Raw genomic sequence first — 16,013 nt, 5'->3', positions numbered from 1 at the left:
GGCGCGGACGCGACCGACCCGGCAACCCTGTCGACCACGTGGACCACCGACCCATGGACGAACGAGTCAACGAACAGGTGCTCAAGTCGCATACCGACCGGCGCCAGCTGCACCAGATCATCGCGGGGCTCACCGAGGGCGTGATCCTCATCGAACCCGACCAGCGCATCGTGTGGGCGAACGAGGCCGCGCTCGCGATGCACGGCGTCACCGAGCTCGACGCGCTCGGCGCGGACGTCACCGAGTATCGCGAGCGCTTCCGCCTGCGCTACCGGAACAACCATCCGGTGCGCGACGGCCACTATCCGATGGATCGCGTGATCGCGGGCGAGGAATTCAGCGACGTGACCGTCGAAGTCGAATCGGCCGCCGACGAGAACGTGAGCTGGGTTCACCGCATCCGCAGCCTCGTGCTGACGAACGCGGCCGGCGAGCCCGACTGCCTCGCGCTCGTGCTGCACGATGCGACCGAATGGGCGAGCGCCGAGGACCGCTTCGAGCGCACGTTCAACGCGAATCCGGCGCCGGCCGTGATCTGCCGGCTCGACGACCTGCGCTACGTGAAGGTCAATCAAGGCTTCCTCGAGATGACGGGGCATGCGCGCGACGACGTGCTCGGCCGCTCCGTCTACGAACTCGACGTGCTCGAACACGCCGAGCGGCGCGAACTCGCGATCGAGCGGCTGGGCGAGGGCGCGACGATCCCGCAGATGGAAGCCGTGCTCAAGCGTGCGGACGGCGGCACGAAAGCGGTGGTGGTTGCCGGGCAGCCGATCGACATGAACGGCGAGGCGTGCATGCTGTTCACGTTCATGGATCTCGAGCCGCGCAAGCAGGCCGAGCTCGCGCTGCGGCAGAGCGAAGAGCGTTTCGCGAAGGCGTTCCGGATGGCGCCGGTCGCGACCGCGATCGTCACGGCAGACCGCTTCGAGCTGCTCGACGTGAACGATGCCTTCGTCGCGATGGCCGGCCATGCGCGCGACGATCTGCTCGGCAAGTCCGCGGACGAGATCGGGCTGTGGGCCGAACGCGGCGCCCGGCAGTGCATCGACGGCCAGCTCGCGCGCGACGGCAACGTGCGCAACGCGGACGTGCAGATCCGCACGCGCGACGGCGACGTGCGCGATTGCGTCGTGTCGGCCGAACCGGTCGCGATTCACGGGCAGGATTGCCTGCTGATCGCGCTGCTCGACATCAGCGATCGCAAGCGCACCGAGATGGAACTCGTCTATGCGATCGAGACCGCAATGCAGGACGCGTCGTGGTTCAGCCGCACGTTGATCGAAAAACTGGCGAACGTGCGCCGCGCGAATGCGCCGGACGCGGGCGCGCAGCTGTCGGACCTCACCGCGCGCGAGCGCGACGTGTTCGACCTGCTGTGTCACGGCCTCGCCGACAAGGAGATCGCCGCCCGCCTCGGGCTCGCGCCGAACACGGTCCGCAATCACGTCGCGACGATCTACGCGAAGCTCGACGTGCATAGCCGCGGCGAGGCGATCGTATGGGCGCGCGAGCGCGGGATCGTCGGCGCATCCGACGCGAACGGCGCGCGAGGCGAGAAGGGCGCCGACAAGGGCGGCGCGAACGGCAAGGACTGACGCCGGGCGTCGGGCCATCGGTGCGAATGCACCATGCAGGCTGGTGCATCCGCATCTGCCGCGCACGGCGCGCGGCTGCGATCCTGTCCACTCGGCGGTGCGGCGCAGGCTGCCGTGCCGTCGGCTCTCTCCCCAACTCATCGCAGGAGACGACCATGGACAGGAATCGCATCGAAGGCAAACTCAAACAGGTGAAGGGTTCGGTCAAGGAAGCGCTCGGCAAGGTGACGGGCGACCGCGAGACGGAAGCGGAAGGCGTGGCGGAACAGCAGGCCGGCAAGATTCAGGAGAAGGCCGGCGAGGCGGCCGATGCGGTGCGCAAGCAGACGGGCACCGACAGGCATTGACCGGCCCGGCGCCGTCGACCGAATCGCGCAATGTGCGGTGCGTTGCCGCTGCCCGATACGGCGGTGATGCTCCATCGGCATTACCCGGCGCAGGCCCGCTGCAACGCGGCATGCGCGCATCCCGCTGACATTTCCTCTTCCCGGCCCGCCGTCGCGCGGGCCGCGTCGTCACTTGATGACAATTCCTCACAACATAGTTCCGATATTTCGTTTGCTGCACGCGTATTGGCTACCCACAATCGGTTCACCTCTTGCGCGCCGACAGGTTTCCCGGAGACGGAACCGCGGTGATCGACCGGCACGTGACGCGCCATCGGCGGCACGCCGGCGACGGAAAAATCACCGGCACGCGGGAGGTCGCCGGCGCGCGACGATCGCGCGTCGCATCCCGACCCACAGAAGAAGGATTGGCCGATGACGTTCCGCATTCGTTCGCTTTCCGGCGTTGCACTGACCGCCGCGATCCTCGCGTTCCAGACCGGCGCGGCCCACGCGCAGGAGACGGTCGTCAAGGTCGGCGTGGCCGTGCCGCTGACCGGCGGCGGCGCCGCATACGGCAAGGACATCGAGAACGGCGTGCGCATGGCCGTCGACGAGGCGAACGCCGCGCACACGACGATCGGCGGCAAGCCGGTGAAGTTCGTCGTCGCGTCGCAGGACGACCAGAGCGATCCGCGCATCGGCGTGCAGGCCGCGCAGCAGTTGACCGACGCGCAGGTGGCCGTCGTGATCGGCCACTTCAATTCCGGCACGACGCTACCCGCGTCGAAGCTCTACGCGAAGGCCGGCATTCCGATGATCACGCCGTCGGCGACCAATCCCGACATCACGCGCGCCGGCCTCGGCACCGTGTATCGCGTGATCGCGACCGACGCGCAGAACGCCGGCAACGCCGGTGCGTATGCGGCGAGCGTGACCAAGGCGAAGCGCATCGCGATCATCGACGACCGCACAGCGTTCGGCCAGGGCGAAGCCGACGAATTCGAAAAGGCCGCGAAGGCGAACGGCGGCACGATCGTCGCGCGCGAATTCACGAACGACAAGGCCGTCGACTTCAGCGCGCAGCTCACCAAGATCAAGAGCACGAATGCCGACCTGGTGTTCTTCGGCGGCCTCGACGCGCAGTCCGCGATGCTGGTCAAGCGCATGCGTCAGCTCGGCATCCGCGCGCAGTTCCTGGCCGGCGGCGGCGTGATGAACGCGAACTTCATCAAGCTCGCCGGCAACGCGGCCGAAGGCGCGGCCGTGTGGGAATACGGGCAGCCGCTCGCGCGTCTCGCGAAAGGCAAGCAGTTCGAAACGAAATTCAAGCAGAAGTACGGCGTCGACATGCTCGCATATGCGCCGTTCGCGTACGACGCGACGTGGATCGCGATCAACGCGATGCAGAAGGCGAACTCGACGAAGCCGGCCGATTTCAACGGCGCGCTGAAGGGCACGCGCTACGACGGCATCACCGGCACGATCGCGTTCACGAGCACGGGCGATCTGAAGAACCCGAGCTCGACGCTGTATGAAGTGAAGAATGCCGCGTGGCAGCCCGTCACCACGCAAACGGCGGACTGAATACCCGAACGCGCGCGGGCTTTCGCGGCGATGCAGGACGTGCTGAAATAGCCGAAGCGATCGGATGCGGTCGCGGCGCACGCCGGGGCGATTCGCCGGGTGGCCTGCTCGCACGACGCCGCGCGCGACGCGGCACGAACAACCTTCGGGCGCGGCCGGCCGGCGGCGCCTCATACGTGTAACTGGAGTCAGTCGTGAGTTCTCAAGTCGTCATCGTCGGCGGTGGTGTGATCGGCAGCTCGATCGCCTATTTCCTGCGCGCTACCGATCCGACGGTGTCCGTGACCGTCATCGAACGCGATCCCACCTATGCGAAGTCGTCGTCGGCGCTGTCGGCCGCGTCGATTCGCCAGCAGTTCTCGACGCCGCTGTCGATCGAGATGTCGCTGTTCGGGATCGACTTCCTGCGCACGATCGGCGAACGGCTCGAGGTCGACGGCACGCGGCCGTCGATCGATCTGCACGAGGGCGGTTACCTGTTTCTCGCGACGCCGGCGGGCGATGCGACGCTGCGCGAGAACCATGCACTGCAGACGAAGCTCGGCGCCGATATCCGGCTGATGGATCGCGATGCGCTGCGCGCGAAGTTTACCTGGCTGAACGTCGACGATCTCGTGTCGGGCGCGTATGGCGTGAGCGGCGAAGGGTGGTTCGACGGTTACGGGCTCGTGCAGGCGCTGCGCAAGAAGGCGCAGGCACTGGGCGCGCGGTATGTGCCGGCCGACGTGACCGGCGTCGTTCGCGACGGCCGCAAGATCACGCACGTGGTGACGAACGGCGGCGAGCGCCACGCATGCGACACGCTCGTCAATGCGGCCGGCGCATGGACGCGCACGCTGTCGTCGATGATGGGCATCGACATTCCCGTGTATGCGCGGCGTCGCAGCATCTTCAACGTGTCGTCGCCGGCGAAGCTGGCCGATTGCCCGCTGCTGATCGATCCGACGGGCGTGTATTTCCGGCCGGAAGGGCGCACGTACATCTGCGGGACGTCGCCGAGCCCGGATCGCGATCCCGACGACCTGCCGCTCGACGAGGTCGATCACGACCTGTTCGACGAGGTGATCTGGCCGACGCTCGCGAATCGCGTGCCGGAGTTCGAAGCGCTGCGCGTGGAGAACTGCTGGTCCGGGTACTACGAGTACAACGTGTTCGATCACAACGCGATCATCGGATATCACCCCGAACTCGACAACGTCGTGTTCGCGAACGGGTATAGCGGACACGGGCTGCAGCAAGGGCCCGCGACGGGGCGTGGCGTGAGCGAACTGATCCTGGGCGGGCGGTATGAATCGCTCGACCTGTCGTCGCTCGGCTGGGAGCGTGTGCTCGAAAACCGGCCGATCGTCGAAAAGAACGTCGTGTAGCGCGGCGTGACCGCCCGGTGTGGGGTGGGCGGGATTCTCCTTGTGTCTCGATCTGATTGGCCCGGCTTTGCCGGGCTTTTTTTTCGGAGCGGGATGCCGGATGCGCCGTTCCTGCGCACGCAACTCACGCGAGCAGGCACGTGATCAGTTCGTGGGTCGTGCGTACCTCGTACTTCCTCAACAAGCTCGCACGATGAATATCGACCGTGCGCGGGCTGATGCTCAGTTCCTTGCCGATTTCCTTGCTGGTCAGGCCGTGAACCAGGAATGCCGCGACGTCGCGCTCGCGATCGGTCAACGTGCCGGCGACGTCGGGATGCTTCGCGTTCTCCGACAGGTCGGTGAAGGTCCAGATGGCCAGCTCGAAGGGCCGCTTCGAGTTGTAGCCGAAGCCGCATACGGTGACCCAGAAATGACTGCCGTCGACGCGACGCATGATGCGGTCGTCGCTGAACCCCGCATGTTTCGCGAGCAGCGGCGCGAGGCGGCGGCCCGTCGTCGCGAAGTCCTTCCGCTGCGGATACAGCTTCGCGAACGACTGGTCGACGATGTCGTCGCGGGTGGCCCGGAACAGTTGCAGCGCCTTCTCGTTGCAATCGACCATGATGCGTTCTCTGGCGACGATGGCCGCGACGGGCAGATGCCTGAAGAGATCTTCGTAGTCGAGGCTTGGCATCGTGTCGGTCATGGTCGGCATCGTGTCGACGGGTCCGAACCGTATTCGGACCAAGGCTATCGGGCGGGTTTGCTCCTGCCTGATTGTAGCGGTAGCGCCTGCGGGCAACTCATCCGTGGCCCGTGCTCAAACGGCGCCTTCGACGCCGCGCTTCGCGGCCCGCGCGGCGCTCGCGGTCGCCGGACCGGCTTCCTCGAGTGCCGTCTTCGACGTTTCCGGCAGCGCCAGGCCGCCGATCATCGCGAAGATCGACACGGCGATCAGGTAGTACGCGGGCGACAGGTTGGTCCCCGTCGCGGCGATCAGCCACGTGGCGACGAGCGGCGCGGTACCGCCGAAGATCGTGTAGGCGAGGTTGTACGTGATCGCCGATGCCGTGTAGCGCGTTTTCGTCGCGAACACTTCCGACATCAGCGGCGCCGTCACCACGCCCGAGAACACCGCGCCGATCGCAAGCAGCGCGACGCCGAGCAACGATTGCGACAGCACGCCCGAGCCGCCGAGCGAGAACGCCGGATAAACCGACACGATGATGAAGATGCCGGTCGTGGCGATCGTCGCGCGGCGGCCGACGAGGTCGGAGAAGAAGCCGGCGACCGGGCACAGGGCCGCGGCGAAGAAGAGCGCGAGCACCGTCACGAGAAGCGACGTGCCGCGAGACAGGTGCCCGGCGACTTGAAGGTAGGTCGCGAAATACGTCGTGAACGTGTAGAACGACAGCGCCGTCACGGACACGAACGCGCCGAGCTTCAGGATATTCCTCGACTGCGAATGCAGCGTTTCCATCAGCGGCGCATGCGCGATGTCGTGCTTGCCTTCGAGCGCCTGGAACGCGGGCGTTTCATTCAGGCTGACACGCAGGTAGACGCCGATGAGGCCGACCGGCGCCGCGATCAGGAACGGCACGCGCCAGCCCCATTCGACCATTGCCTGCGACGACAGCGACGATTCGAGCAGATAGGCCACCACTGCCGCGCAAGCGAACGACGAGAAGGTCGATACCGGCACGAAGCTGCCGAAGAAGGCGCGGCGGCGGCGCGGTGCATGTTCCATCACGTACGCGCATGCGCCGGCATATTCGCCGCCGGCCGAGAACCCCTGGACGCAGCGAATGATCGTGAGCAGCAACGGCGCCCAGTAGCCGATGCTCGCGTAGGTCGGCAGCAGGCCGATCAACGTCGTCGAGCCGGCCATCATCAGGATCGTCAGCGCAAGGGTGCGCTTGCGTCCGATCCGGTCGCCGATCACGCCGAAGACGAGGCCGCCCAGCGGGCGGAACGCGAAGGCCACCGCGAACACCGCGAACGTCTTCAGGAGCCCGATCGTGGGGTCGCCGCTGGGGAAGAATTCGCGCGTCAGGATGGTGGCGAGAAAGCCGTATGCGGCGAAATCGAACCATTCGACGAAATTGCCGATCGACGCTGCGGCGATCACGCGTCGTAGCGTGCGGGTATCGACGTCCTGGGTGGTCATGGTCGTGTCCTCTTCATGTGGGCGCTTGGATTCGCGCCGAAAACCATGGTAGGGACGCCAATTACCTAGGTCCATACGTGTCAATTACCTAGGTAATCGGGGGCGGGGGGCGGGGCCGCCGGGCATTGGAACGGGCAACCGGCGTGGCCGTTTTGACGGTGTTTCCGCCCCGCGAGCATGGCGCCGCGCGGCCGATGAAGAGAATGGCGTCAGAACAGGAGTCCCAGAATCGTCGCCTTGACCGCGGCCTCGGTCTTGTTGGTCGCATTCAGCTTGCGCATCGCATTGACGAGGTGAAACTTCACGGTGCGCTCGTCGACATGCATGATCTTGCCGATCTCGACGTAGGTTTTCCCGGCGGCAGACCATTGCAGCGACTCCCGCTCGCGAGCGGTCAACTCGACGGCGTATTCGGGCGCGCGCTGCGCGAGCAGATGCATGCTCATCGCACAGTTGGCCGTGTTCGCGAGCCATGACATCTGGTATCCCTTTTGCTCGAGCTCACACTCGTCGATCGGCTCGCTCGACCGCACCATGGTCACGAGTCCAATCGCGCCGGTTCGGCTGACGGACGGCATGCACCAGCCGTGGCGCAAGCCGAAATGATCCGCCTCCTTCCAGAATTCGATGCTTTGAGTCTGGGTGTCGGCACGCCAGATCAATGGCATCAACTGGCTGAGCCCGTGTCGGACGGTCGGGTCGACGGCAAAGTAGTTCTGACTCACATAGCGCGTGACCCACGTCTCCGGATAATTGGACTGCAGCATGAACTGCGGATTGGTCACCGGGAACGGAATGCGCAGGCCGAACGAACAGTACTCGAATCCAAGGGCGCGCACGTCCGCCGAAAACTCCAAAAACACGTCGGCCTCGGATTTTGCCGCGGCGTATCCATTCAGATACTTTTCTTTCCATGCATGCATATCGTTACCTTTGCGGTCAATCGTGCCCCAAGGAATCGTGTCGCTGGGGGCGTTGGCCGGTCCTTCAAAAGTCGTTCGGGGGCTGGTCTCACGCTTCGACGTATCGAGCGGCAAACATGACGTCGAATGCAAATTCTTATCGAATCGATTTCGAGATGGCGTAGGGACTTTCCGTTGATCGAATTTCGGGATCTTGCATGTGGGTAGGTATATATCTGGATCGCACAGAGTGTTTCAATTTCGGGAGTCGCAAATTCGAAAATCCTGGAATTGCTTCATGATCGATGCGTCATCGGGCAATTTCCGCTCGCGGTGACCGTGCGTGATGCAATGGCATTCCCCGGATGGTCTGTAATAATTGTAAATAACCCGTACGTGATCGCAGCGGATATTCAAGTCGTAACCGGAGCGCTACGAGCGTTGAAAGACCTTGTGGCCGGCTTCCGCTGCTAATCTTGTCAGACTATGCCGTGCGAATTTTAACAGGTGCCACGTTGTGAGAACGAACATGCCAAAAAAGCTGAATGACGGATATGTGCGATTGACCCTGCCCGCGTTCTACGCGCTGCGTTTCCGCCAACATATGTGTCAGCAAGCCCCGGATTTGCTACATGACTTATGGGGTGAGGGGATCAGCGCCGTCAATGCCGGCTACTACGAGCTGGTCTGCACCGAGACGCAACCCACCGCGAGCGTCGGCTGCGTATGGTATGTGGCAGCGGGGCGGTCCGACGTGAAAGTCGGGACGGACGACGTCAGCAGCAACGTCATGCTCCTCGACACGGACGGCGGCGATTATGGCGCGCGATACAGCCGGGCGTTGATCCAGAACTGGCTGTGCTCGGGAATGCGTCAACGCGAACTTGAGTCGGCCATTGTTGCCGATCACTGATTTCGTGTTCAAGGTGCTTCATTATTTCTCGGCGAGTAAATAATGATTCGCCGTTAATGTCTCGTGCCGCGCAACCGCCAGTTTCTGCCGATCGTCCTCATCGGCTTCGGCGAAGTTTCGATGGCGGCACGATTATCCATGCCGTGACACGGCACCACGCGAGCCGTGCTTCGAGCCGTTCATGGCAGGCGTGCTCACGATGTTCGTTCGCGAACGCCCCGCTACCCGTCGCCAGTTAAATCCGGAATCCGCTTTCCCGCCGGCGTGCTTCAGCCCACTCGGCGCGATGAGTCTCGTCCAAAGCGCGTGACCTGCCCATTCGGGCAGCTATGTTGCCACGGCAATTTCGGGTTCAATCGCGCTAACAATTCTGAGATGAGAGAGAGGGCTTTCAGATGTTGACTTTATTGTCGGGGCGAAGCGCTGATTTGAGTCGCGAGATGATGTATCGACTCGCGAAGTTTCGGCATAAGGTCTTCATACAGGAACTCGGATGGTCATTGCCGACGGACAATGGCATCGAATTTGACGATTTCGATCACGCGGACACGCTTTACGTTATCGCTTGCGATCGCAATAGTGAAATTGTCGGTTGCGGTCGATTGCTGCCGACCGACGAGCCCTATCTTCTCGGTAATGTTTTTTCGGATTTGATGGGCGACGCTTCTCTCCCCCGTGCGCGCGATGTTTGGGAGTTGTCCCGCTTCGCGATGAGCATGCCGCGCGGCGAGTCGTTGAGTGCCGAAGCGTCGTGGCAAAACACGCGCGCGCTCATGTCCGAAATCGTCCGCGTCGCGCACGCACATGGCGCGAACCGTCTCATTGCATTTTCCGTGATCGGTAACGAACGGCTGCTGAAGCGCATGGGCGTCAATGTGCATCGCGCCGCGCCGCCCCAAATGATCGAAGGCAAGCCGACTCTGCCGTTCTGGATCGAGATCGATGAACAGACGCGTTCCGCGCTGGACCTCGACGGATCGGAGTACGGCCTGCCGCTCGACATGCCGCGCGGTCTGCGTGCGTCGCATGCGTTCGAGCAAGCCGTGTGATTGGGCGTGCATGCAGTGTTTCAAAAGGTGCGCATGAAGATGAACAGCTTTAACGATGTGGCTCGGCAAGTCCCGGTCCGCGAGAGGAATGTGAAATGACGCTTCGAGTGGTGGTAACCGGTATCGGCATTGTGTCTCCGCTGGGTTGCGGCAAGGAACTGGTGTGGCAGCGCCTGATCGGCGGATCGTCGGGGCTTCGCCGGCTCGGTGACGAGATCGTCGGCGATCTGCCCGCCAAGGTCGGCGGGACCGTACCGTCGAAGGCCGACGACCCCGACGGCGGTTTCGATCCGGAGAGCTCGGTGCCGAACAAGGAGCTGAGGAAGATGGACCGCTTCATCCAGATGGCGATGGTTGCCGCGGACGAGGCGCTCGCGGAAGCGGGATGGGCGCCGCAGGCGGAAAGTCAGCGCGAGCGGACGGCCACCGTCGTCGCGTCGGGCATCGGCGGATTTCCGGGCCTGGCCGAGGCGGTGAGAATCGGCGAGACGCGCGGCGTGCGCCGGTTGTCGCCGTTCACCATTCCGTTCTTTCTGTCGAATCTCGCAGCCGGCCAGATTTCGATCAAGCATCAGTTTCGCGGGCCGATTGGCTGTCCCGTGACCGCCTGCGCGGCGAGCGTGCAGGCAATCGGCGATGCACTGCGCCTGATCCGGAACGGCGAGGCCGATGTCGTGCTGGCCGGCGGCGCGGAAGCGGCATTCGACAAGGTGAGCCTGGGCGGATTCGCTGCGGCGCGAGCGCTGTCGACCGGCTTCGGCGATCAGCCGACTCGCGCGTCGCGGCCGTTCGACCGTGAGCGGGACGGATTCGTCATGGGTGAGGGGGCCGCCATGCTGGTGGTCGAGTCTCTCGACCACGCCATCGCGCGTGGCGCCCGCCCGATCGCGGAGATCATCGGGTACGGAACCACGGCGGACGCCTACCACATGACCGCCGGGCCCGACGACGGATCCGGCGCCATGCGCGCGATGAAACTGGCCCTCGCGATGGGCGACATCGCCCCGGAGCAGGTCGACTACGTCAACGCGCATGCGACATCGACGCCGGTCGGCGACTCCGGAGAAATCGAGGCGCTGAAGACGGTCTTCGGCGTGGGCGCCGGCCCGGCGATTTCATCGACCAAGTCGGCGACCGGGCATTTGCTCGGGGCGGCCGGCGCGATCGAGGCGGCGTTCTCCATTCTCGCGCTGCGGGATGGCGTGCTGCCCGGAACGCTGAATCTCGAGCACCCCGACGAGGCTGCCGCCGGACTCGATCTGATCGGCCCCTCGGCTCGGCACGTTCCCGTCGAAATCGCGCTGTCCAACGGTTTCGGGTTCGGTGGCGTGAACGCGTCGGTGCTGTTCAAGCGATATCCGTCGGATCGCGCCGCGGGCGCGCATTGAGCAACGCGCACCGGCTTCGCGTGCGCGTCCGATTTCGCAAGTACGTCGTGTCGTCCGTGTCCGGCGCTGTGCCATGGTTCGCCGCTTCTTCATCGACTCGATGGTGACGGCGACGGCGAGGTCGCGTCACGTGCCATTCCGGTTCCGATCGTTATCCGAAGGACATTCTCCGTGTTAGACACCCTCATCGTTGGCGCTCGCTGCGCGGGCGCCACGCTCGCGATTCATCTGGCGCGCGCCGGCAAGCGCGTTCTGGCAATCGATGCGAGCAATCTCCCGAGCGACCAGCCATTGTCCACGCACTGGATTTCGCCTTACGGCATGGCGCTCCTCGACGAACTGGCGCTTGGCGACAAGGTTCGCCGTTTCGCGCCGCCGGTGCCCAGCATGATGTATGGGGGCGACGACGTGCTCGGCTGCATCGAGTATCCCGTCGGCGGAGGCTGCTCCTGTCCGCGTCGGATGGATCTCGATGCGCTGTTGCTGGAGGAGGCGCGGGCGGCGGGGGCTCAGGTCCGCACGCGGACCCGGCTGGTCGGTCTGTTGCGCGACGGCGAACGGGTGACGGGCGCCGTGGTGGAACATGACGGCGTGCGTGAAGAGATCCGGGCGCGGGTCGTGGTGGGCGCGGATGGCCAACACTCGACGATGGCGGACCTCGTCGGTTCCGAGGAGTACCACGGCTACGACGGCCCGCGTGCAATGTATTGGGCGTACTGGCCGCGGCCGGACTGGTTCGATACCGATCCGCGCTATCGCGGCGGGGCGATGAACTGCACCTTCGGCGACGACATCGTCTTCGTTTTTCCGACCAACCGGGACCTGCTGCTGATCGGGGTGGCGTTCCCGAAAATGGAGTTGCCGGAATGGAAGGGCCGTGTGCTCGAGAAGCTCACGCAGACGCTGAAGGGCAACCCTCACACGGCGCCGCTTGTTGCCGACGCGCCCGCCAGCAAGGTGCTCGGCGCATTGAAGCTGCGCTTTTTCTTCCGTCAGGCCGCAGGGCCCGGCTGGGCCCTCGTGGGCGATGCGGGTCTCTTCATGGACCCGTCGCCGGGATTCGGCATTACCGACGCACTTCGCGATGCGCGCTCGCTCGCCCAGGCCATCGTCGAGGGCGACGAGCATGCGCTGGAGTGCTACTGGCGCCAGCGCGACGCGACCTCGATCGACCTGTTCGAATACTCGCGCGGCCGCGGCGCACTCGGCCACAACAATCCGCTCAGCCGGATCCTTTACCGCAAGCTTGCGAACGATCCGGAACTGCAGGCGCGTTTGCTCGCTTCGCAGAATCGCCAGTGCTCGCCGTTTGCCGTATTCGATCCGAGCGATATCAAGAAGTGGGCGGACGAGGCAATGGCCGCCGGCGAAACGGGCGTGATCCAGCCGTTGATCGACATGTCCCGGCGAGGCGAGGCGATTCGCGCCGAGATGGCGCGGCGCGTGCAGCTCGCGGAGGAGGCGCGCGCCCGGCGCTCCCGCGTGCGCGAGTCGGACGAGCTGGAATCGTTTGCCGCCGGCGTCGAGCGCGTCGCGTCAGTCGGGGAATCCATTTGAACGCGCGCAACAGCGGTGCGTGGTCGTTGCGGCCACGCGATTTCAAGCCACGGCGCGGCACGTTCGCCAATCGCCGGCCCTGCATCGCATCAATCGAGGAGAGAGGCCATGACCATCGCAGCCACGTTGGACAGTGACGTCGCATTGTCGCGGCTCAAGCTGCCACGGCACTTCCACCGGATCAGCGCCGTCGCCACGATCCTTTATCTCGCGCACGCGCTCGCGTTCTTCCTGATTCCGGCCGCAGTGGCGTTCGCCGTCGTCGATATCCCGATGTCGACGCCGGTCCGAATTGCGCTGGCCATCGTCCTGGGTGTGATCGGCGGACATGGCATGCATTTGCTGACTTTCGTCGGACACGAGGGGATGCACACGAACCTGCATCGCAACAAGTACGTGAGCGCCGCGCTGGCGCTCATCTGCTCGTCGCTGGTGCCGGGTTTCCTGATCGTGGGCTTCAGCATGACGCACTGGAAGCACCATCGCTTCACCGGTCAGGACATCGATCCGGATGTGCAGATCTATTCGCAGTACAGAACCTTCTGGTCGCGCTTCTTTCTCGCGCGTTCCAAGGGCGTGCGGATCTACACGCGAAACGCCGCGCGCATGGCGGCAGGTTTGCCGTGGCCGGAGAACACGCGGTTGCCGTTCAGCCAGCGCGAAATGCGCTGGATCTCGCGGATCAACATCGCGCTGAGCCTGTGCGCGATAACGGCCTACGGATTCATCTGGCATCGCTCGCTGTGGCTCGGTTTCACGGTCATGCTGATTCCGTATATCGGGGTGTACGTATTCAGCACCATTCGCGCATACATCGAACACACGGATACCGTGCCGGGGCGATATCGCGACAGTCGCAGCTACACGTCGCCGATCTATACGGCGCTGTTCTTCGGCAGCAACTTCCACCTTGAACACCACCAGTATCCGGCCGTCCCGTGCTATCGGTTGCCCGCGCTTCACACGTACCTGGCGTCGCACGGGCTGTTCGAGGCGGAAGGTGCGCCGGTGGAGCCGTCCTTCCTGGGCGCGCTTCGTTATACGACCGGCCGCTTTCAGTATCCCTGCGTGAATTTGCAGTCCGCGTCCGACGAATTTCTCGAGCAGATGGCGGACGGCCGTCTCGATCGCGAAGCGGCCGGAGCCGACGCCCGGGACGACGACCGGATGGTCGCCGTCGCGCGCAGATAGAACCGATCACGAACGCACACGGCGACTCGAGCTCGCGTCGGTGTGCCACCGCCGCCCATGTAGCAAAGTGAGGAATCAATGTTTATCCAGAATGCGTGGTACGCAGCAGCACTTTCAGCGGAAGTCCAGCGGGAGCCCTTTGCCCGGACGATTCTGAACCAGAAGATCGTCATGTACCGTACGCAGGCGAATCAGATCGTCGCGCTCGAGGATCGGTGCCCGCACCGGCAGGTTCCGCTATCGCGGGGGCGCGTGGTCGGCGACGAACTCCAGTGCTGGTATCACGGGCTCCGGTACGACTGCTCCGGCGCGTGCGTCAGCATTCCGAGCCAGACCGTGATCCCGAAGGGCGCACGCGTGCGGTCGTTTCCCGCCGTCGAGAAATACGGCTTCATCTGGCTGTGGACCGGCGAGCCCGACAAGGCCGACGAGGCGGCGATCCCCGACCATTGGGTCTGTTCGGCGCCCGAGCTTGCCGGGAAGATGAGCTATTGCACGATCGCGTGCAGCTACCTGTTCGGCATCGACAACATCCTCGACATCTCGCACGCCGCCTTCGTGCATGCGAAGACGCTCGGCTCGCTCGACATCGTCGAGACGCCGCCCGAAATCGTGATCAACGACGATGAAGTCCGCGTGCGCCGCTACCTGCGCCGCGAGAAGACGCCGCCGCTCTACACCCATATCCTGAAGCTCGACTACATCGACCGCTTCCAGGAGGTGCTCTACTGGCCCATCGGCAACACGCGGGTCGAGACGAGGGCTCACGCCTGCGACGATTCGAGCGGCCAGGTCTTCCACGTCTATACGACGACGATCTTCACGCCCGCCACGGATACCACGACTCATGTGTTCGTCGGCATGCATCGCGATTTCGACGTCGACAACGAGCGGTTCACCGAGTTCACCGCGAAGGAAGTGTTCGCCACCGTGATGGAGGACAAGGATGTCGCGGAGAGCCTGCAGGCGAACTGGAGCCCCACGGCGCCGATGATCGACATCCAGCTCGATCGCCCGGCGTTCGCCGCGCGGCGGATATTGGAGCGAATGGGTGCGAACGCATCCATTCGAGCGGCCGTATGACGCACGTCGGGACGGAGCGCGTGCCGCACGCGGAAGAGGAAACGACGATGATCGAGAAGGAAGCGACGATGCGTCACCAAGGACAGTCCAGCCTTTATGTCGGCGAGTTGCTCGGCGAACTCGGAATGTCGGCGCAGGACGAAGTCGGCTTGCTGCATCCCATGACGTTCGGAGAGATCGTCGGTCGCGACCGCGTCGAGCGTCTTGCGATGGCCGCCGCCGGCATCTTTTCCGAAGTCGAGTCGAAAAACGCCTGGAGCGGTGCGGACATCGGCGGGCGCGAATGGCTCGGCCTCTTCCAGGGCCGCCGGATTCGCGGCGTGACGGTGACGCGCCGGTCGGGTACACGCATCCAGGTCGACATCTTCCTTGGCTCGTTTCCCGCACCGGTGCGCCGGGCGCTGTACGACGCGAGCCGGGATCTCGTCGACGCAGACGCGTGGGTGCTGCCGCCGGGAATCGAAACCGCGTTGCCGCCGATACCCGCCGACGAAGTGCTGGACGCCAAGTTGCCGTTCCCCATCGTCGACGAGATGTTTCTGACCAGCCCGGTGGCCTGCAAACCGATTCGCGGCCGTGACGACGTCGAGCGCGTGTGCGGCCATTCGATGGCGGTCTACGGCGGACGTGCGAGCGGGCCGCGTCTGTCGGCAAACGCCACGACGCTGAGCCTCTGGACGGGCGAGGTCGGCGGGCTGCCGCTGGAAGTGGCGAACGTCATCTACTGGGAAGACGAGCGCACGGTCAAGGGCATGGCAATGGCGATGCGCCCGTGGCCGGTCGTCGCGCTGTTTCAGGCGCGGATGCGGGCGCGAACGCTCCCGTTTCTCGATCGGTCGTATTTCGAATCGGAATCCGAATCGAATGACGACGTGACGCCCGTTCAGCTTCGCGAGGGTTAAG

Annotated in this window: 15 protein-coding genes; 11 read left to right on the top strand and 4 right to left on the bottom strand. The window is 64.5% G+C overall.

The features are described from left to right. The first annotated feature begins 53 nt into the window (after window positions 1–53). Together WS45_RS29110 and WS45_RS29105 are read left to right on the top strand one after the other, a co-directional pair. Complete coding sequence (locus WS45_RS29110) at window positions 54–1,598, top strand: helix-turn-helix transcriptional regulator (protein WP_059532437.1); 1,545 nt, start codon at window positions 54–56, stop codon at window positions 1,596–1,598. Between the two features lie 155 nt (window positions 1,599–1,753). Further along, complete coding sequence (locus WS45_RS29105; protein WP_059532268.1) at window positions 1,754–1,945, top strand: CsbD family protein; 192 nt, start codon at window positions 1,754–1,756, stop codon at window positions 1,943–1,945. Window positions 1,946–2,025: 80 nt separating this feature from the next. Here WS45_RS29105 and WS45_RS35475 read toward each other — a convergent pair whose 3' ends face one another. Further along, complete coding sequence (locus WS45_RS35475; protein ID WP_156437336.1) at window positions 2,026–2,373, bottom strand: hypothetical protein; 348 nt, start codon at window positions 2,371–2,373, stop codon at window positions 2,026–2,028. Here WS45_RS35475 and WS45_RS29100 point away from each other — a divergent pair. Next, window positions 2,360–3,511 carry a branched-chain amino acid ABC transporter substrate-binding protein gene (locus tag WS45_RS29100; protein WP_059532266.1) on the top strand — a complete coding sequence of 384 codons (1,152 nt, stop codon included), beginning with the start codon at window positions 2,360–2,362 and terminating at the stop codon, window positions 3,509–3,511. The genes WS45_RS35475 and WS45_RS29100 overlap by 14 nt on opposite strands. A 194-nt stretch (window positions 3,512–3,705) precedes the next feature. Next, window positions 3,706–4,878, top strand: a complete 1,173-nt coding sequence (locus WS45_RS29095) for an NAD(P)/FAD-dependent oxidoreductase (protein ID WP_059702901.1) — start codon at window positions 3,706–3,708, stop codon at window positions 4,876–4,878. A 124-nt stretch (window positions 4,879–5,002) separates the two neighbouring features. On the opposite strand, the gene WS45_RS29090 is transcribed toward WS45_RS29095, so the two are convergent. The 3 genes from WS45_RS29090 to WS45_RS29080 form a co-directional block, all read right to left on the bottom strand. Beyond that, complete coding sequence (locus WS45_RS29090; RefSeq protein WP_059532262.1) at window positions 5,003–5,575, bottom strand: PAS and helix-turn-helix domain-containing protein; 573 nt, start codon at window positions 5,573–5,575, stop codon at window positions 5,003–5,005. Window positions 5,576–5,680: 105 nt separating this feature from the next. Further along, window positions 5,681–7,027, bottom strand: coding sequence for an MFS transporter (locus tag WS45_RS29085; protein ID WP_059532261.1), 1,347 nt, complete (start codon window positions 7,025–7,027; stop codon window positions 5,681–5,683). 209 nt (window positions 7,028–7,236) lie between these two features. Further along, a complete protein-coding gene (locus WS45_RS29080; protein WP_257140678.1) occupies window positions 7,237–8,064 on the bottom strand; it encodes an autoinducer binding domain-containing protein in 828 nt (275 codons plus the stop codon). Between the two features lie 394 nt (window positions 8,065–8,458). Here WS45_RS29080 and WS45_RS29075 point away from each other — a divergent pair, with 394 nt between their 5' ends. From WS45_RS29075 to WS45_RS29045, 7 genes are all read left to right on the top strand, one after another. Next, complete coding sequence (locus WS45_RS29075) at window positions 8,459–8,842, top strand: DUF4902 domain-containing protein (RefSeq protein ID WP_059702899.1); 384 nt, start codon at window positions 8,459–8,461, stop codon at window positions 8,840–8,842. A 440-nt stretch (window positions 8,843–9,282) separates the two neighbouring features. Further along, on the top strand, window positions 9,283–9,891 hold the full coding sequence (locus tag WS45_RS29070) for an acyl-homoserine-lactone synthase (RefSeq protein ID WP_257140677.1): 609 nt from the start codon (window positions 9,283–9,285) through the stop codon (window positions 9,889–9,891). 95 nt (window positions 9,892–9,986) lie between these two features. Beyond that, on the top strand, window positions 9,987–11,279 hold the full coding sequence (gene fabF, locus WS45_RS29065) for a beta-ketoacyl-ACP synthase II (protein ID WP_082722068.1): 1,293 nt from the start codon (window positions 9,987–9,989) through the stop codon (window positions 11,277–11,279). A gap of 171 nt (window positions 11,280–11,450) precedes the next feature. Continuing rightward, window positions 11,451–12,836 (top strand): NAD(P)/FAD-dependent oxidoreductase, encoded by a 1,386-nt coding sequence (locus tag WS45_RS29060; RefSeq protein ID WP_059702895.1) that lies wholly within the window; start codon window positions 11,451–11,453, stop codon window positions 12,834–12,836. 108 nt (window positions 12,837–12,944) lie between these two features. Continuing rightward, window positions 12,945–14,027: a fatty acid desaturase family protein gene (locus tag WS45_RS29055; RefSeq protein ID WP_059532245.1), complete on the top strand. Its 1,083-nt coding sequence runs from the start codon at window positions 12,945–12,947 to the stop codon at window positions 14,025–14,027. Window positions 14,028–14,105: 78 nt separating this feature from the next. Further along, window positions 14,106–15,110 carry an aromatic ring-hydroxylating dioxygenase subunit alpha gene (locus tag WS45_RS29050; RefSeq protein WP_059690377.1) on the top strand — a complete coding sequence of 335 codons (1,005 nt, stop codon included), beginning with the start codon at window positions 14,106–14,108 and terminating at the stop codon, window positions 15,108–15,110. Between the two features lie 209 nt (window positions 15,111–15,319). Continuing rightward, window positions 15,320–16,012: a hypothetical protein gene (locus tag WS45_RS29045; protein WP_257140674.1), complete on the top strand. Its 693-nt coding sequence runs from the start codon at window positions 15,320–15,322 to the stop codon at window positions 16,010–16,012. Window position 16,013: the final 1 nt, after the last annotated feature.

Source organism: Burkholderia sp. RF2-non_BP3 (assembly GCF_001522185.1).
Classification (GTDB): domain Bacteria; phylum Pseudomonadota; class Gammaproteobacteria; order Burkholderiales; family Burkholderiaceae; genus Burkholderia; species Burkholderia diffusa.
The sequence above is the reverse complement of the archived record's forward strand: the minus strand, read 5'-3'. Positions and strand labels throughout refer to the sequence as shown.